Source organism: Salinibacterium sp. SWN248, from assembly GCF_015864575.1.
Lineage (GTDB): Bacteria > Actinomycetota > Actinomycetes > Actinomycetales > Microbacteriaceae > Rhodoglobus.
The window spans coordinates 191,664-207,512 of the sequence record NZ_JADYWW010000002.1 but is presented as its reverse complement, the minus strand read 5'-3'; the positions used below and the strand labels follow the sequence as shown (position 1 = coordinate 207,512).

The window sequence follows — 15,849 nt, the reverse complement described above, 5'->3', positions numbered from 1 at the left end:
GCGCCCCTAGGGTTAACGCATGGCTAGCGATTCCGTGCATCCGCTCGATGTGAGCACCGACGATCTGCGCTACCTCATTGCTGTGGCCCGCGCCGGCCGAATGGTGTCGGCAGCAACCCTGCTCGGCGTCGACCACACCACCGTGCGTCGCCGCATAGACCGGCTTGAAGCAGCCCTCGGGGTGCGCCTCCTTGACCGTGGCGCTGACGGCTGGGAGCTCACCGCCATCGGCCGCGAAGTTGCCACCCGCGCCGCCGGGCTCGAGAACATCGTTGAAAACGTCGTCGGGGCGACCAGCGGGGGAGCGGACGAAGTGCGCGGCACTGTGCGCATCGTCGCGCCCGATGGATTCGGGGCGACCTTTGTGACGGCAGCGCTCGCGGCAGTGCAGGCGGAGCATCCGGCCATCACGGTCGAGCTGGTCACCTCTACCCGCCCGCTGAGTTTGCGTGGCGCAGGCTTCGATCTGGCGATCACGATCGGCTCAGCGGCCACTTCGCGCCTCGCCTCCGAACCTCTCGCGGCCTATGCGCTGCGCCTCTACGCCTCGCCCGACTATGTGGCGACCCACCCTGCGATTCATTCTGTTGCCGACCTCGACGCCCATCCGCTGATTTTTTACGTGGATGCCCTGCTCACGGTTCGCGAGCTCGACCTCGCCCCGGTGCTCGGCGGCATGCGCGTCGGATTCGGTTCCACGAGTGTGTTTGCGCAACTCGAGGCAACGCGTCAGGGAGCCGGCATTGGGCTGCTGCACGCCTTCATGGCTGAGCCCGAGCCTGGCCTGGTTGCGGTGCTGCCCGACGAGGTCAGTTTCCGCTTGGAGTTCGCTCTTTCGGTGCGCAAAGAGGCCGCGGATGTCGAGGCCGTTCAGCTGGTGCGAGCGGCTTTGCATCGCGAGGTCGCGCGGCGCGGCTCAGAGCTATTGCCCTTCAACTAGCGCCTCACGCCACCGTGTGCGTTTCTGCAGATTGCCCGTGCACTAATAGGTCTTGATTGCAGATCGGATGGGTTGCAGACTGGGCACACCTCCGATCGAAAGTAGGCCCATGTACTCCACGATTCCGCACTGGATCAACGGCTCCGCTACCGAGGGCGATTCGCCCAACCGTGGCGACGTCTTCAACCCCGCAACGGGCGCTGTCGCTCGCACCGTTCCTCTCGCATCCGTCGCTGATGTCAACGCTGGTGTTGCCGCGGCTAAGGCTGCCTTCCCCGCCTGGGGCAACACGTCGCTCGCGAAGCGCACCGCCGTAATGTTCGCCTTCCGTGAGCTCTTCAACGCTCGCAAGGATGAGCTTGCTGCCATCATCACCGCCGAGCACGGCAAGGTTCTTTCGGATGCTGCTGGCGAGATCGCTCGTGGTCTCGAAGTTCTCGACTTCGCCTGTGGCATCGCACACCTGAGCAAGGGTGAGTACAGCGAAAACGTGTCGACCGGTGTTGACGTGTACTCGTTGCAGCAGCCGCTCGGCGTTGTCTCGATCATCAGCCCCTTCAACTTCCCGGCCATGGTGCCGATGTGGTTCTTCCCCATGGCTGTTGCCGCCGGTAACACCGTCGTGTTGAAGCCCAGCGAGAAGGACCCGTCCGCCTCGCTCTGGATGGCAGAGCTTTTCACCGAGGCAGGCCTTCCTGACGGTGTCTTCAACGTTGTTCACGGTGACAAGCTCGCCGTTGACACTCTTCTTGAGCACCCCGATGTAGCCAGCGTCTCGTTCGTTGGTTCCACTCCTATCGCCAAGTACATCTACGAAACCGCTGCTCACCACGGCAAGCGCGTTCAGGCTCTCGGTGGCGCGAAGAACCACATGCTGGTTCTTCCGGATGCTGACCTCGACCTCGTTGCTGACTCTGCTGTCAACGCTGGCTTCGGTTCCGCTGGCGAGCGTTGCATGGCGATCTCGGTCGTCGTTGCTGTCGAGCCTGTTGCTGACGAGCTCATTGCGAAGGTCAGCGAGCGGATGTCGACCCTCAAGGTTGGCGACGGAACTCGCTCCTGCGACATGGGGCCGCTCATCACGCAGCAGCACCGCGACAAGGTTGCTGGCTACATCGAGCTAGCTGAGGCTGACGGCTCCACTGTTGTCGTCGATGGACGCGGCATCGAGATCGATGGCGACGCTAACGGCTTCTGGCTCGGCCCGACGCTTATCGACAACGTCTCCACTGACTCGGATGTCTACAAGCACGAAATCTTCGGACCGGTTCTCGGCGTGATTCGCGTTCAGAGCTACGAAGAGGGACTCGCCCTGATCAACTCCTCGCAGTACGGAAACGGCACCGCGATCTTCACGAACGATGGCGGAGCGGCTCGTCGCTTCCAGCGCGAAGTTGAGGTCGGCATGGTCGGCATCAACGTTCCGATCCCCGTTCCGGTTGCCTTCTTCTCCTTCGGTGGGTGGAAGGACTCCATGTTCGGCGACACGAAGGCTTATGGTCCCGACGCGATCCGTTTCTTCACCCGTCAGAAGGCTGTTACCAGCCGCTGGCTCGACCCCAGCCACGGTGGAATCAACCTGGGCTTCCCGCAGAGCGACGCCTAACACCTAGTCCGCTTTACCGTCGCGATAGCGGTCCCGTACCTCGGGGCCGCTATCGCCGGTAGGATTGTCTTCTGTGGCTCTCACTATTGCAATCGTTGGACTCCCGAATGTCGGCAAGTCCACCCTTTTTAACGCTCTGACCAAGAATTCGGTGCTCGCCGCGAACTATCCGTTCGCGACCATCGAACCTAACGTGGGCATCGTGAACCTGCCCGACCCGCGCCTCAAGGTGCTGGCGGGTATCTTCAACAGTGAGCGCATCTTGCCTGCTCCTGTTTCCTTCGTTGACATCGCCGGCATTGTGCAGGGCGCCAGTGAGGGCGAAGGTCTGGGCAACAAGTTCTTGGCGAACATTCGCGAGGCTGACGCCATCGCTCAGGTCGTGCGCGGCTTTAGCGACCCGGATGTTATTCACGTCGACGGCAAAGTTGATGCGGCATCCGACATGGAGACCATCAACACCGAGCTGATTCTCGCTGACCTGCAGACCCTCGAAAAGGCTGTCGCTCGGTACGAGAAGGAACTCAAGACCAAGCGTGTTGAGCCCGCCGTTCTCGAGGCCGCGCTTGCTGCGCAGGCGTTCCTTAACGAGGGCAAGCCCCTCTCTGAAGCCACCAAGATTGAACTGGAGCTGATCCAGGAGCTCGGTCTGCTCACCTCCAAGCCGTTCATTTACGTTTTCAACGTGGATGAAGCGGTGCTGGGTAACTCAGACAAGCTCGCCGAATTGGCGGCTCTGGTTGCCCCCGCGAAGGCCATCTTCCTCGATGCCAAGTTGGAGGCCGAACTCATCGACCTCGACGACGAGGATGCCGCAGAACTTCTCGCGAGCACTGGCCAGGAGGAGAGCGGTCTCGACCAGCTCGCCCGCATCGGCTTCGACACTCTCGGCCTGCAGACGTACCTCACGGCGGGTCCGAAAGAGACTCGTGCCTGGACGATCCCGAAGGGTGCCAAGGCGCCTCAGGCTGCCGGCGTCATCCACACCGACTTCGAAAAGGGCTTCATCAAGGCCGAGGTCATCGGCTTCGACGACCTCGTCGAGACCGGCTCCATCGCTGAGGCTCGCGCCAAGGGCAAGGCCCGTGTTGAGGGCAAGGAATACGTCATGAGCGACGGCGACGTCGTGGAGTTCCGCTTCAACAACTAGGGGTTTTCGTCTTCCGTTACGCCCGGCTGATCACAGCTTGCGTGAGAAAAACACCTAGCGCGCTCAGACCTTCAGTGTGTTGACGGTTTTGGTGATGCGCTCACCGTCTTTCTCAAGGAAGACGATCTCGCCGAAGTTGAGCTGCGACCAGTCGTCACCCTCGGTCAAGGGCTCGGAGGCGAATATGACACCGGTCGCGTCATCCTCGCTGCACTCCTCAAAATCGTAGGTCGTTGCGTCGTCCTCGAAGTTGCGCCCCATCAGTAGGTACATCGGTTCGAGGAGCATCGAGAGCGCGAAGTCGTCGCTGTCGGGGGCTGACTTTCGCAGCTTCTTCCAGTCACCAGCGGGGTTGGTCTCACCGTGGTGACCGAGGCCGACGTTGACACCGATGATTCGGCCGTCCGACACGAGCGCCATCTTCAGCTTGGTCAGAGCGCCGAGGTCGAGGTTCTTCATCGCCTGGGCGATCAGCTCGATGAGCTTCTCGATCGCTCGTTGGACGTCCTCGTTGCTGTCACCTTCGAGCAGCGAGAGGAGTAGCACGTAGATGAACTCGGTGTCCGTGTTCCCGCGCATCTGTGTGAGATACCGATCCTCGCAGTGCTGCAGAAGCTCGCGCTGCAGAAGCTGCCAGTTGGGCAGGTAGCCATTTTGGGCGAGGATCCACGGGGTCTCCTCGAAGGAGAACGGGTGGCAGTTCTCGTCGACCATTACGACCTTCGAGTCGTACACCGCGGCTCGCACATGCGCCAACATCGTGCTGGCCTGCAGGCTGGGGATCATCCGGGTGGCGTTGTCGTCGTAAAAGGCCGCCATGGGGCGGCGGTAAATGAAGGGTTCTTCGGGCTTCAGCAGGTGCTCGCCCCAGATCCCGAATCCCCATCCGGCCAACTGGAGCTCGGGGTGCCGTTCGGGGTCGAGTGCCTGGTTGATCAGGCTGTTCTCTGGCTTGAGTAGGAGGTTCTCAAGTGGTGTCTCAGGACCGAGGTAGGCGAGGACGCGGCACATATATCTCCTTCGTTGGGCTCCTGTCATCCTACTGTCGTTGCATGGAGCCGGTGCTGGTCATCTGAACAACACACCGAGGTCAATCGGCTACGAAACGCGGTGGAATTCCGCTCCAACAACTAGGCGCGTCTCGCAGTGACGCACGACGTCTTTCCGCGGTCGTGCCACTATGACGTATGACAACAAGCCCTGTCCCGCGCACGAACACGCTCGCACTCATCGGATTCATCGCCGCGTTCATGATTCCGATCGTGGGGGTGGTGCTGGGCGCAATGGGTCGCAAGCAGATCACGTCGAGTGGGGAATCGGGTCGCGGGCTAGCTCGCGCAGCGATCATCATCGGCATCGCGGGCACGTTGTTCCAAGTCGCTTTCTTCGCTGTCTGGCTCACGATCATGACCGCTGGGCTGACGCAGAGCGGACTTCTGGGCTAGGCCTAGACCATGATTCGGTCTTTCTGGAAGAAGCATGTCAAGCCTCCGATCCCGGACGAAACCCTGGATCCGTTCGAGGGAGGCGTTGGTGTCTTAACGAAAGATGGCGTCGAAGCCGGCCACATCGCGTCAGTCGTAGGGCACTTCGTATCGCCATTGAGTCTCTTCCAGCAGACATGGTGGGTCTGGTACATCGTCGTCTGGGCCGACGGCACTCACGAGCTATCCCAGGAAGACTATCCACCATGGATCACCGTGCGGGAGCTGCAAGCGGGATACTTCGAATTCAGCGGCCACAAATCCCCACACAACGGTCGCTACGAATTCGCTTGGCTCGACGCGGACGAAGGGGCCGCTACTAAAGAGAAACTAGGCATCACGGACGAAGAGTTTTAGCGGCAGCACGCGCTTGCGTCATCGCCATTGTTCGTGAGTCATCCCGTTCGAATTGATCAGGAGAACGCCGGTAGGCTTTTCAAGCAGCACAGCCCGCCAAACACGTCCAGCGAAGGAATCTCATGCCCGTTATCGCCATCATCGGAGCAGGCCCCGGACTCGGCGCTGCAGTCGCCCGCAGGTTTGGGCGCGAAGGCTTTGCAGTCGCCCTGATTTCGCGGGATCAGTCGAAGCTTGACGCTCTCGCCGCTGAGCTTGAAACGGATGGCGTGAGCGCTCGCGGCTACGCTGCAGATGTGCGGGAACCGGCACAGCTCGAGGCTGCGCTCGCTCGTGCCGCTGCCGAGCTCGGGCCCATCACCGCCGTGCAGTACAGCCCGCTTCCGTCACGTGACTACCTGAAGCCGGTGCTCGATCTGACTCCCGAACTCGCGCTCGAAGCGCTGCAGTTCTCAGCGCTCGGGCTCATCCATACCGTGCGCGCGGTGCTGCCGGCGATGCGTGAGGCAGGTCACGGCAGCATCATCCTGATCAACGGCGGCACCTCGGTGAAGGCGCGTGCCGGCTTCGCGGGAACGTCACTCGCGTTCCCCGCCGAGAGTGCTTACGGCGAGATGCTGCACGAGACGCTCGAAGGGGAGGAAATCCGCATCCGTCAGCTCGTCATCCCGGGTGGCATTCCCAAGCTTCAGCTGCCCAACGGCATTGATGACGTCGCTTCTCGCATCTGGGACATCCACGCTTCAGAAGGCGAGTTCCGCACGATGCTCATCCCGCTCGAAGACGGCCGCGAATAGTGCGCTCTTCCGCGACTAGTCGCACAACCTGCCGGCCTTCGAAAGGAATCAGTTCATGACGACAGCGGAAGAGTACCTTCGCAACATTCCTGCGGACCACCGTTCGGCGACAAACACCATCGCTGCCCGGCTCTCGCTGTGGGCCAAGGACCTTGCGTCTGAACTGCAGCCGGTGGTGTTCCTTCCCGGCCAGAAGGATCACCCGGTTTTTGACGACGCTGCTCGAGTCTTCGACGAAGCTGTCGAGCAGCTGTTGCTTGCGGATGCTCCGCGACCCAACGAGGTGCCGCTGCTGTTTGTCGGCTACCACGCCATGAATCGCTTCACACGAAAGCGCCAGACTCTGGGTTTTCTCGTCACCGACCAGCGCATCGTTATTCAAGACAAGTTTGCGGGAGTATTCGGGCGAGAGCTTCCCAATTATCGGATGCTGCCCGTCACGTCGGTAGATCCGGTCGCCTCCAGCCAGGCCCTGATCAGTTCCGTTGGCAGTGCCTTCGACTGGTCAGACATGGTGAAGCTCATCGGAGCCGACTCGGCTGAGGGCCACTCTCCAGAGTTCCGGCTCACTCAGCTTCTTGAGGACGCTGTGACGAGCGTCGTGCAGCTCTCGCAGGCGCTCGGGCTCGCCGTCGCGGGTGAACCGGGCGAGGAAGAGACTGAGAACTCGACTGCTGCTGAGCTGGTTCCGCGGCTGGCAGAGCTCGGCATCCGTAGTGACGTGTTGCTCGCCGAGGACCCCCGCTTGGCCAAGATGCTGAAGAAATTTGGCCCCAAGATTGGCTTAGGTGACGGCGAGACCATAGCGTTCGCATCGCTCGATAAAACCTTCGCGGGTGTGTACGGCATTGTCGTTACCGATGTCGCGGTTCGCTCGTGTGACCTGATGGAAGAACCGGTCGTGTCTCTCCGCAGTGCAATCGACCCGGCATCCATCAAGCTGGATGACAAAGCGACGACCATCATTACCGAGCCGGGCGTCGCGCACGTGCTTGTCTCGCACCTGTCGTCCGACGTGAAGAATGGCATCGTGACCGCGCTGCGCGAACTGATCGCGGGCGACGTTGTGGCATAAAGACGATCCGCATCGCCCGGTTGAGTTCTGGCTGGCTTCCCAACCAAGTCGAGGTAGAGCCAGGGTCATTCTGCTGGCTGTTTTCGCGGCGATGGGGGCTTACTTTTCCCTAGGCGCGTTTATCGTTGGGCTTCCTGAGTTCTCGGGCGATTGGAGCAGCGCGCTCGTAGTGAGATCCCGTGACGACGAGTGGGAATTTGAGCAAGCGTGGCACTTCTTCGTTCCCGTGGGATCGATTCTGCTGCTCTCGGTAATCGGGATGTTCGGGAGTCTGATTCATATCGTCCTGAATCCGCGAGACGGGCGATCAGCCGCGCCATCGCGCGGTGAATAACCAGGCGGCGTGGAGTCGCGCTTCACGAGCGAGCGGACTCCACGAGACATCCCACGTTAGGGGTTGGTGAGAACCGATTCGTCAGCGCGCCGTGTCATCAAGATCGAGCGAAAATCTCGTTTGGCCCCAGGAGGTCTGCCCCATCGCTTGCAGCAATCATCATCTCGAAATGGGCCCCGTGGCCCTGCCACTCGAAATATCGCATAAATAACACGAGGAAGTCCCTAGTGCGCCCTACGTCGATAGTTTGGTCAATATCGTCAGTAATCGTGTGGGAACCCGAGTTTGCCCACATATGGAACTGAGCTACCATCCTCGCTTCGGTCGGGGATATGCCATCAGGGCGGTCAAAATCGGAGATGTTCCCGATCGTTTTGAAATATCCCTCGAGGATTCGACGCACGATGTTGAAGACGCCTACGCGAACTAGATCCGATTCATCCTCGTTCTGTGCGGCTTCGACCACGCAGTGCCAGAGAAGCGCATAGCTTCCGCGGATTCTGGATCGATTACCGTCGTCATGCATTTCAGTAAACCCACCCAGCTTCTTTACGAGCCTGAAATAGCGGCGTTCCTTCGAACTCCGCTCCACGGCGTAAGCGGCTTCATGGTGGAACTGAGTGTTGTGCGTCAGAACGATCAATTGCTGAAGGTTCGACTTTTCATCGGTGGCTCTTTTGGCAGCGTCACGGATATAGGCGGCAACCATGAAAAGGGCGTCGCTATCCAAGCTGGAGATCGGGTCGTCGATCACCGCGACGACATCTTCTGGCGTTGCGTTCGCTTCTGCAGTACCGAAAAGCGACTCCCAGAAATAGGCAAAACAGATGAATGACTTTTCGCCCTCAGATAGCGATTCAAACGCCAATGTGCCATTTTCTCGGACGATCCGGTAGCCGCCATTTATTGCGTCCGCGACCTTTAGACTGAAGCGGTGGAACCCCATCGCGCTGAGTAGCTTATTTATCCGATCAGCGACCTCGGCAGTATTCGAAATTTTTTGCCTTAGTTCAGCGATCTCTTGATTGGCGACTTCATCTGCGGCTGCCGCTCCTTCGAGTTGTTCTCGGAGCGTGTTGACTCGTTGAGTCTTGCTCGACTCGATCCCACGGTATCTACTTAATTCTGCGGCAACAGCACCGTCCGAGACGAACAAAGACCAACCATCGTCAATTAGCCTCCGCCTTTCGTCAACCGCGTTCGCTACAAGCCGGTTGTGTCCGTCGATCCTTTGATTCTCGAGTCCAATTAGGGCATTAACCTCGGCTGCGAATTCGTCGATGTCAGACACCACAACTGCTTGGGTCGGACGATTGCTGCGCTCGTGAAGACGTGCTCCGAGCAATTCTGCTGCCCGTCGAAGCGCAGATGCCGGAATACCAAATGTTGAATCATCGATTTCAGAATCAGCAGTTACAGCATTCTCTAACGCCGAAATCTCGTCTTCCAGTTTTCGTGCTTTGCTCTTTGCCGCGCTCTCGATGAGCAGTGAACGTCCGAGCGCCTTATCAAAGCCGCCCGCAAAATAGTTCGATAACTCGCTTTCGAGGTCGTCAGGCGCCTGGTTCTGGCAGAACGGGCACTTCCCATCAGCGTCATCAATGTACTCACGCCCCTTGCTCACCCATTCTTCGTTCTTGAGGTGCAGGATGAGGGCGGCGAACCTTCCATCCCCGCCGTGGGCACCCATTGTGCCCACCTCCGCGATGTCGTCGGGTGACAATAAACTCGCAGTTGAAATAACAGGAAGCCTCAAGCGCGTGACTTTGTCGCCGCTCAGACTTCGAGCGCGTGCGGAGATTGATTCCCAGTTGACATCAGTTGCGAGCGAGCCGAGCTTTCCAAAGCGAATGCCCGCCTCGCGAAAGAACTTCGCACGGTCGTTTCTGTATCCTTCAAAAACGATTGGGACGACCGACGAATCTAGATTCTTGTGAGCGTCGAAGACTGAAACGCTTGCCTCAAAGCGTGCGGTTTCTATCTCTCCGAGCGCGCCGGTGGGTGCCTTCTTGTCGTCCGCTGACCCGATCGCTTTGAGCCACTCTTGACGGTTCGCTCTTCGTGTTCTCTTCCCGTCTTCCAGCGCACTGATTTTTTTGTTTACTGACTCGGATTCTTCCCCGATGGTGAAAATCCCGTTTACCTGTTCGTTTAGAACCCGTGATCGGTAGGCCTCGTTGAACACTCGTATTGGGGAGGAGGTGGGCGCTGTAGGCCAGATCGCTCGTTCGTCTGGATCAGTTGGTTGTTGAGCAAGAGCCTTCGAAATCGTTGATTTGCCCGCGCCATTCGGTGCGAAAACGAAATTGACTTTTTTCAATTCCGGGAGCAGCAGAGGCTGTTCCCCAAAGCAGTAGTCGGCTTGCACGGTGATGTTTTTGATCGTCACAGTTTCTCCGGTTCGTCTCGCTAGCGAATCGGGTGGCCTATCAAGCGTCACCCTTTGGCGGTTGGTCTTTGCTGCTAGAGGCATCATATTTCTGCGAGAGCACTATGGTGGGGTTTTCTCAACCTTGCTCGCCGAGACGCCTATGAATCCGTGGGAATTCTTCGTTCTGCATCGATGATGCCCGGGCGATTTTGGGACGCGCCGCTGCGGATTTCGATCAGCTGTTTGGGAGAGTGGCTTCCGGTGGAGGCTGGGGCACATTTTGGCCTTCGTATTCCCGGCTTCGACGAAATTGATTGCACTCGTGATCGGAAGACCAAACGAGCCGCAACAGTGGTTTCCGGCGTGCCGGGCAGGGCTCATATTGAAGCAAAGTTCTTCGAACAGCAGAATCAACTCGCGGCTGAGTTCTGAAAATTTAATTTGGAGACGAGGGAGAGGGGCACATCTCCAGCGCAAGAGTCAGCCAGCGTGATTCTTAGATCCAGTCTGAGCGCTCAGGCGGGGAGAAACAGTCTGGCGGCATTGCAGCTTCTAATCAAGCGGTGACCTAAAAGGCGCAGGTCGCGAAAGCTGAAGCTATGATCAAACCTGAATCGGATATGGGGTGTTGTGATGGCGTTGACGCATCATCTCAAGAGCGCTCAATCGCCGGTGCGGCAGTTCATTTACTCAAGTGCGCCTCGACTCCGCCTCGCCGGGAGCCCAGGAAGAATTGGTAGAGAAGCTGCCGAGGAGTTTGATTTCAATGAACTTTTAGCTCGAGAGTTGTCCGTTTCAATCCCAGAGGGTGTCGGCGACAAGCAAGCCTATGCGGGCGCCGTCGGGACCGCGTTCGATTATAGAGCGCGGATGATGCTCGGCTCCTTTTCCCCGATCGACACAGTGGCACACGCAGGACTTCGACACTTCCAAAGACACACCAAAGGTGTGAGGCGAGGTAGGCACATGGCTGGTGTGCTTGCCGATGCGTATGCACTCTCGCTCCAACAGGCAGAGAGCGGCGACGCGATTACATCAGATCGTTTGGCGATAGTTCTTGCCTGGTGTGAGAGCTTCCATAGGGCACCTATGGGTGCCTTGATCGCCGGCACATTGGGCAAAAAATTGCGCAAGGCAGAAAGCGGCGCAGCGCTAATCGAGTCAATCGATCCTTGCTCGCTTCAAGACCTTGCGCATTTGAGAAGTAGTGCAGTCCCGCAGATAGAACGCTGGAAATCAGAAATTGCAGGCGGTGTTGGTTTTGAACCGAACCCGGTCTTTGCCGGAAGCGGGTAGGTCGGTGGAGCGGACGCAGACTGGATGGTCGGCGATGTTCTAGTCGAATGCAAGACCAGCGAGCGGATATCGAATCAGTGGATTAGGAATGCACTCCTGCAGCTACTCGGCTATGCACTCCTCGACTTCGAAGATTCACTCCACATACGCCACCTCGCGATCTGGGCGCCCCGGCGCAAGGCAACGCAGGTCTGGAGCCTCAACCAAATTTTGGATACCTCGGCGGACGATGCGTTGCCCAAACTAAGAGAAGACTTCCGCCACACGCTCATCACGTTGAGAGAGCAGCGCAATGAAGAGGCTAAAGCTCGCCACGATGAGCTGGTCAAGTGGCGCGCAAACTTCGAGGCCGAACGACGTGCGCAGGAGGATCTCGCTGCGCTTCAAGCTCAGGAGAAAAAAGGTAGAAGGCGGGAGTCGGATCGCAACAGAATAGCTGCAAAAAGGGCTGCAACCTGATCGCAGCCCTCCGGCGTTCTTGCCGTCCTGAGCTCTTGTGGCGGCGTGGAGTCGCCCGTAACGAATAGGCCGACTCCACGAACCATCAAGCGTTACGCGTTGACGAGTACCGACTCTGCAGCGGCACGTCGTGCGCGGGGTGCGGTTTCGCGCTCGCGGATTACGTCGGTCATCTCGGCGGGGTCGCCCAGTGCGCCAACGGCCATGACCGTGGTGGGCGTGAAGTGCGGGTCGAGGTCGAGGGCTGCTGCTGCGGCATCCGGATCAAATCCCGACATCTGGTGGCTGAACAGTCCATGGCTCTGCGCCTGGATCGTGAAGTAGGCAACGGCCTGACCGGTGTCGTAGAGGGCGGTCGGCTGCGGCTTGCCTTCGGGGTTGTGGTGTTCCGTCAGGAAGACGAGTAGTGCTGACGCGGATCCAGCCCACGTTTGGTTGAACGCGATAAGCGAAGAAACGATGGCGTCGTGCTGCGGGGTTCCGCGACGAGCGACGACGACGCGCCACGGCTGGCTGTTGTAGGCCGAGGGTGCCCAGCGAGCAGCTTCGAGAGCATTCTGCAACGCCGCCTCGTCAAGAGGTGCGGTGGCATCGAAGTGGCGGGGGCTCCACCGTTCGGCAAGCACATCAAGGATGGGGGAGTCGGTCGCGGCGAGACGGTCGTGAAGCATGGTCATGAAGAGGCCTTTCAGAAGCTGAACAGAGTCGATCTGCGATGTCGTGGGGTGCAACGCGTGCGTCGCCGGTCGTATTCCAGACCAGTGCACCGATCTGTGTCCGCGCGATCAGGTAAAATTGACCATTAGCGACTAGTTCAGCGCTGCGCCAGCCCGATTGGTGCCTAGCCGAAAGTGCCTTATGTCTGACGCCCTGCCCCTCTGCCCGAACTGCTCAAGCGACCTCGCCTACGAAATGGGCTCGCTGCTGGTGTGTCCCATGTGCGCGCACGAGTGGTCGCCGAGCGAAGCGGATGCCGCTGCCGAAGCCGAGCAGAACGCATCCGTCATCAAGGACGCGTTCGGCACTCCACTCGCCGATGGCGACACGGTGAGCATCATCAAGGACCTCAAGGTCAAGGGCAGCCCCACGTCGATCAAGGTCGGAACGAAGGTGCGCAACATCCGCCTCGTTGATGGTGTTGGCGACCACGACATCGACTGCAAGGTTGACGGTTTCGGCCAGATGCAGCTCAAGTCGAGCGTCGTCAAGAAGGTCTAGGCTCCCGCAACCGAGGGCTTCCTGCACGGTGAATCGTCAGGCTCGTTCAAGGCGCGCAGGCGTAGGGTGACGGCATGACCGAAAAGCAGCCGTACACCGTGATTTCTGAGCATGATGGTTACGAAGTGCGGCTGTATCCGGCGCACATTCTGGCGCAGGTGGATGCCGACGGTTCGTTCTTTGAGGCCGGCAATCAAGGCTTTCGTCCGCTCATCCGGTACATCAGCGCATCGAATATTTCTATGACCGCGCCGGTCATTCAGGCTCCCGGAGAATCGAAGAAATACACCGTGAGTTTTGTGATGCCGGCCGGAGCGACGAGCGTTCCTGCCCCTCGCGACACCACCGTGCGCACGACCGATGTGCCCGAGCAGCGGGTAGCAGCGCGGCGCTTCAGCGGCGGCTCCAACGAAGAGAAATATCAGCAGAATGCGGATGCCCTTCTCGCCGCCCTCAACCGTGACTGCGTCGCACCCTTGGGTGCCGTGTACTTCGCCCGCTACGACCCACCGTGGAAGCCGGGATTTTTGAAACGCAACGAAGCCCTCGTGGTCGTTCGCTAGTCCGCGCCCGCTAGCCCCACCCACCGCACTTCAGGAGAACTCATGACCCGAGTCGCCGCCATCGATTGCGGAACCAACTCGATCCGCCTGCTCATCGCCGACCTCGCCGACCTCGACGGGCACGGCGGGCTGACCGATGTGCTGCGCACCCTCGAAGTCGTGCGTTTGGGGGAGGGCGTCGACCGCACCGGCCAGTTCAGCCAGGCCGCGCTCGACCGCACCCTCGCGGCCGTGCGCCGCTACGCCGATCTGTGCCGCGAGCACGGTGCCGAGCGCATCCGTTTCGTCGCTACCTCTGCCACACGGGATGCCGCCAACCGCGCCGAGTTCACCGACGCGGTCGTCGCGATTCTGGGCGTGCCGGTCGAAGTGATTCCCGGAACCGAAGAAGCCGCGCTGTCGTTCCGCGGAGCGCTCACGGCGTTGCCGGCAGCCGAGCCCAACGACGCCGTCAATTCCGCGCCAGCGCCCCAACACCTCGTCGTTGACCTCGGTGGCGGCTCCACTGAACTCGTGATCGGTGGCAACATCCCCGAAGCGGCATATTCGATGGATGTTGGCTGCGTGCGTCTGGCGGAGCGCAACATCACGAGCGACCCGCCCTCCGAATCCGAGCTCGCCGCCATCCGCAGCGACGTCAGCGCAGCCCTCGATATCGCGACCGCAACGGTGGATCTCTCGCGGGCCACCGAAGTCATCGGTGTTGCCGGCACCGTCACTACGATCACCGCGCATGCCCTCGGCCTCACCAGCTACGACCCTGTCGCGATCAGCGGCAGTCGGCTGCCGCTGGCAGCGGTGCTCCGTTCCTGCGAAGCGCTCACCCACATGCCTCGCGCCGAACGCGAAGCACTGCCCTACATGCACCCCGGCCGCGTCGACGTGATCGCCTCGGGCGCCATCATCTGGGCCACGGTTCTTCACCGAGTAGCGGAGGCGGCGGCTGCAGCCGGTCACCCGCTCGAGTGGGTGACGACGAGCGAGCACGACATCCTCGACGGTGTCGCCCTCTCGCTCGGGAATAGCGCGCTCGAGTCACCGGTTTCGCCAGTATGACAAAACTTGGGTTCCTCTCCTTCGGACACTGGCAAGACGTCGAAGGCTCGCGCACCCGCACCGGGGCTGATGTGTTGCTCCAGGCAGTGGAGCTCGCCGTTGCGGCAGAGGAAGTCGGCGTCGATGGTGCTTTCTTTCGCGTGCACCATTTCGCGCGCCAGCATGCATCGCCTTGGCCGTTGCTCGCCGCTGCTGCTGCCCGCACCAGCACCATCGAGCTCGGTACTGGTGTCATCGATATGCGGTACGAGAACCCCCTCGCGATGGCAGAACTCGCGGCGCAAGCAGATCTCATTTCCGCGGGGCGTCTGCAGCTAGGCATCAGCCGAGGCTCACCCGAAACGGTGATCGACGGATGGCGCGCGTTCGGTCATGAGCCGACAGCGGGCGAGAGCGATGCCGACATGGCTCGCGCCCACACGGACAAGTTTCGTCGCGCGATCGCGGGCGAAGGGTTCGCCTCCGGCAACCCGCGGATGATTGGCACGAGCGCTCTGCAGCCGATTCAGCCGCAGGCACCGGGGCTCAGCGAACGTATCTGGTGGGGCGCCGGCACCCGAGCCACCGCGATCTGGACCGCCGAGCAGGGAATGAACCTCATGAGTTCGACGCTCCTCACCGAAGACACCGGAGTTCCCTTCGATGAGCTGCAAGCCGAACAGATTGCGATGTTCCGCGATGCGTGGGCGAGTGCCGGCCACGACCGTGCACCACGGGTCTCGGTGAGCCGCAGCATCCTGCCCATCATTGATGACGAGACCGAGTACTACTTTGGTGTTCAGGGGCAAGTCGAACAGCGTGATCAAGTCGGCATGCTCGGCGGTTCACGCTCTCGTTTCGGCCGCTCCTATATCGGAGCCCCCGACCTGATCGCCGCCGAGCTCGCGCGCGACGCAGCCGTTCAGGCTGCTGACACCCTGCTGGTAACCGTGCCCAACCAGCTCGGGGTCGAGTTCAACACTCGTATTCTCGAAGCGCTCGTGAAGCACGTGATGCCTGTGGTCGATGCGGAGAGCGCGCCTTCGGTCGCCTAAGAATCCGACCTTCTCGACGGCGTAGACCCATCACTCGCGACAGCGCCTAAAATAAGTTTAGGTGCACTAAACTTATTTTATCGCCTCATTCGCGAACCTTAGGTGGCCA

At 60.1% G+C, this 15,849-nt stretch carries 17 protein-coding genes; 14 read left to right on the top strand and 3 right to left on the bottom strand.

Annotation, left to right across the window (positions count from 1 at the left end; all coding sequences use genetic code 11):
• The first annotated feature begins 19 nt into the window (after positions 1-19).
• From I6E73_RS10875 to ychF, 3 genes are all read left to right on the top strand, one after another.
• Positions 20-940 (top strand): LysR family transcriptional regulator, encoded by a 921-nt coding sequence (locus I6E73_RS10875; RefSeq protein WP_197125520.1) that lies wholly within the window; start codon positions 20-22, stop codon positions 938-940.
• A 109-nt stretch (positions 941-1,049) separates the two neighbouring features.
• Positions 1,050-2,546: a CoA-acylating methylmalonate-semialdehyde dehydrogenase gene (locus I6E73_RS10870; protein ID WP_197125518.1), complete on the top strand. Its 1,497-nt coding sequence runs from the start codon at positions 1,050-1,052 to the stop codon at positions 2,544-2,546.
• Between the two features lie 73 nt (positions 2,547-2,619).
• Positions 2,620-3,696, top strand: coding sequence for a redox-regulated ATPase YchF (gene ychF / locus I6E73_RS10865; protein WP_197125516.1), 1,077 nt, complete (start codon positions 2,620-2,622; stop codon positions 3,694-3,696).
• 63 nt (positions 3,697-3,759) lie between these two features.
• Here ychF and I6E73_RS10860 read toward each other — a convergent pair whose 3' ends face one another.
• Positions 3,760-4,707: a class II glutamine amidotransferase gene (locus tag I6E73_RS10860; protein WP_197125514.1), complete on the bottom strand. Its 948-nt coding sequence runs from the start codon at positions 4,705-4,707 to the stop codon at positions 3,760-3,762.
• Positions 4,708-4,883: 176 nt separating this feature from the next.
• On the opposite strand from I6E73_RS10860, the gene I6E73_RS10855 reads away from it, so the two are divergent.
• From I6E73_RS10855 to I6E73_RS10840, 4 genes are all read left to right on the top strand, one after another.
• Complete coding sequence (locus I6E73_RS10855) at positions 4,884-5,141, top strand: DUF4190 domain-containing protein (protein WP_197107416.1); 258 nt, start codon at positions 4,884-4,886, stop codon at positions 5,139-5,141.
• Between the two features lie 9 nt (positions 5,142-5,150).
• Positions 5,151-5,537 (top strand): hypothetical protein, encoded by a 387-nt coding sequence (locus I6E73_RS10850; protein WP_197125513.1) that lies wholly within the window; start codon positions 5,151-5,153, stop codon positions 5,535-5,537.
• Positions 5,538-5,659: 122 nt separating this feature from the next.
• Entirely contained in the window at positions 5,660-6,334 is a 675-nt protein-coding gene (locus I6E73_RS10845) for an SDR family oxidoreductase (protein WP_197125512.1), read from the top strand.
• 55 nt (positions 6,335-6,389) lie between these two features.
• Complete coding sequence (locus I6E73_RS10840; protein WP_197125508.1) at positions 6,390-7,409, top strand: hypothetical protein; 1,020 nt, start codon at positions 6,390-6,392, stop codon at positions 7,407-7,409.
• Positions 7,410-7,840: 431 nt separating this feature from the next.
• On the opposite strand, the gene I6E73_RS10835 is transcribed toward I6E73_RS10840, so the two are convergent.
• Entirely contained in the window at positions 7,841-10,132 is a 2,292-nt protein-coding gene (locus I6E73_RS10835) for an AAA family ATPase (protein ID WP_197125506.1), read from the bottom strand.
• A 150-nt stretch (positions 10,133-10,282) separates the two neighbouring features.
• Here I6E73_RS10835 and I6E73_RS10830 point away from each other — a divergent pair, with 150 nt between their 5' ends.
• The 3 genes from I6E73_RS10830 (at position 10,283) to I6E73_RS10820 (ending at position 11,869) form a co-directional block, all read left to right on the top strand.
• Complete coding sequence (locus tag I6E73_RS10830; protein WP_197125499.1) at positions 10,283-10,546, top strand: hypothetical protein; 264 nt, start codon at positions 10,283-10,285, stop codon at positions 10,544-10,546.
• A gap of 534 nt (positions 10,547-11,080) precedes the next feature.
• Entirely contained in the window at positions 11,081-11,410 is a 330-nt protein-coding gene (locus tag I6E73_RS10825) for a hypothetical protein (protein ID WP_197125497.1), read from the top strand.
• 24 nt (positions 11,411-11,434) lie between these two features.
• Complete coding sequence (locus I6E73_RS10820) at positions 11,435-11,869, top strand: hypothetical protein (RefSeq protein WP_197125495.1); 435 nt, start codon at positions 11,435-11,437, stop codon at positions 11,867-11,869.
• Positions 11,870-11,961: 92 nt separating this feature from the next.
• Here the strand turns inward: I6E73_RS10820 and I6E73_RS10815 are convergent, their stop codons facing one another.
• Complete coding sequence (locus tag I6E73_RS10815; RefSeq protein ID WP_197125493.1) at positions 11,962-12,546, bottom strand: nitroreductase family protein; 585 nt, start codon at positions 12,544-12,546, stop codon at positions 11,962-11,964.
• 181 nt (positions 12,547-12,727) lie between these two features.
• Here I6E73_RS10815 and I6E73_RS10810 point away from each other — a divergent pair, with 181 nt between their 5' ends.
• From I6E73_RS10810 to I6E73_RS10795, 4 genes are all read left to right on the top strand, one after another.
• On the top strand, positions 12,728-13,087 hold the full coding sequence (locus I6E73_RS10810; RefSeq protein ID WP_197125491.1) for a zinc ribbon domain-containing protein YjdM: 360 nt from the start codon (positions 12,728-12,730) through the stop codon (positions 13,085-13,087).
• A gap of 74 nt (positions 13,088-13,161) precedes the next feature.
• Complete coding sequence (locus I6E73_RS10805; RefSeq protein WP_197125489.1) at positions 13,162-13,650, top strand: heme-binding protein; 489 nt, start codon at positions 13,162-13,164, stop codon at positions 13,648-13,650.
• Positions 13,651-13,692: 42 nt separating this feature from the next.
• Positions 13,693-14,706, top strand: coding sequence for a Ppx/GppA phosphatase family protein (locus I6E73_RS10800; RefSeq protein WP_197125487.1), 1,014 nt, complete (start codon positions 13,693-13,695; stop codon positions 14,704-14,706).
• On the top strand, positions 14,703-15,740 hold the full coding sequence (locus I6E73_RS10795) for an LLM class flavin-dependent oxidoreductase (protein ID WP_197125485.1): 1,038 nt from the start codon (positions 14,703-14,705) through the stop codon (positions 15,738-15,740). Before I6E73_RS10800 ends, I6E73_RS10795 begins: the two co-directional genes overlap by 4 nt.
• The last annotated feature ends 109 nt before the right edge of the window (positions 15,741-15,849 follow it).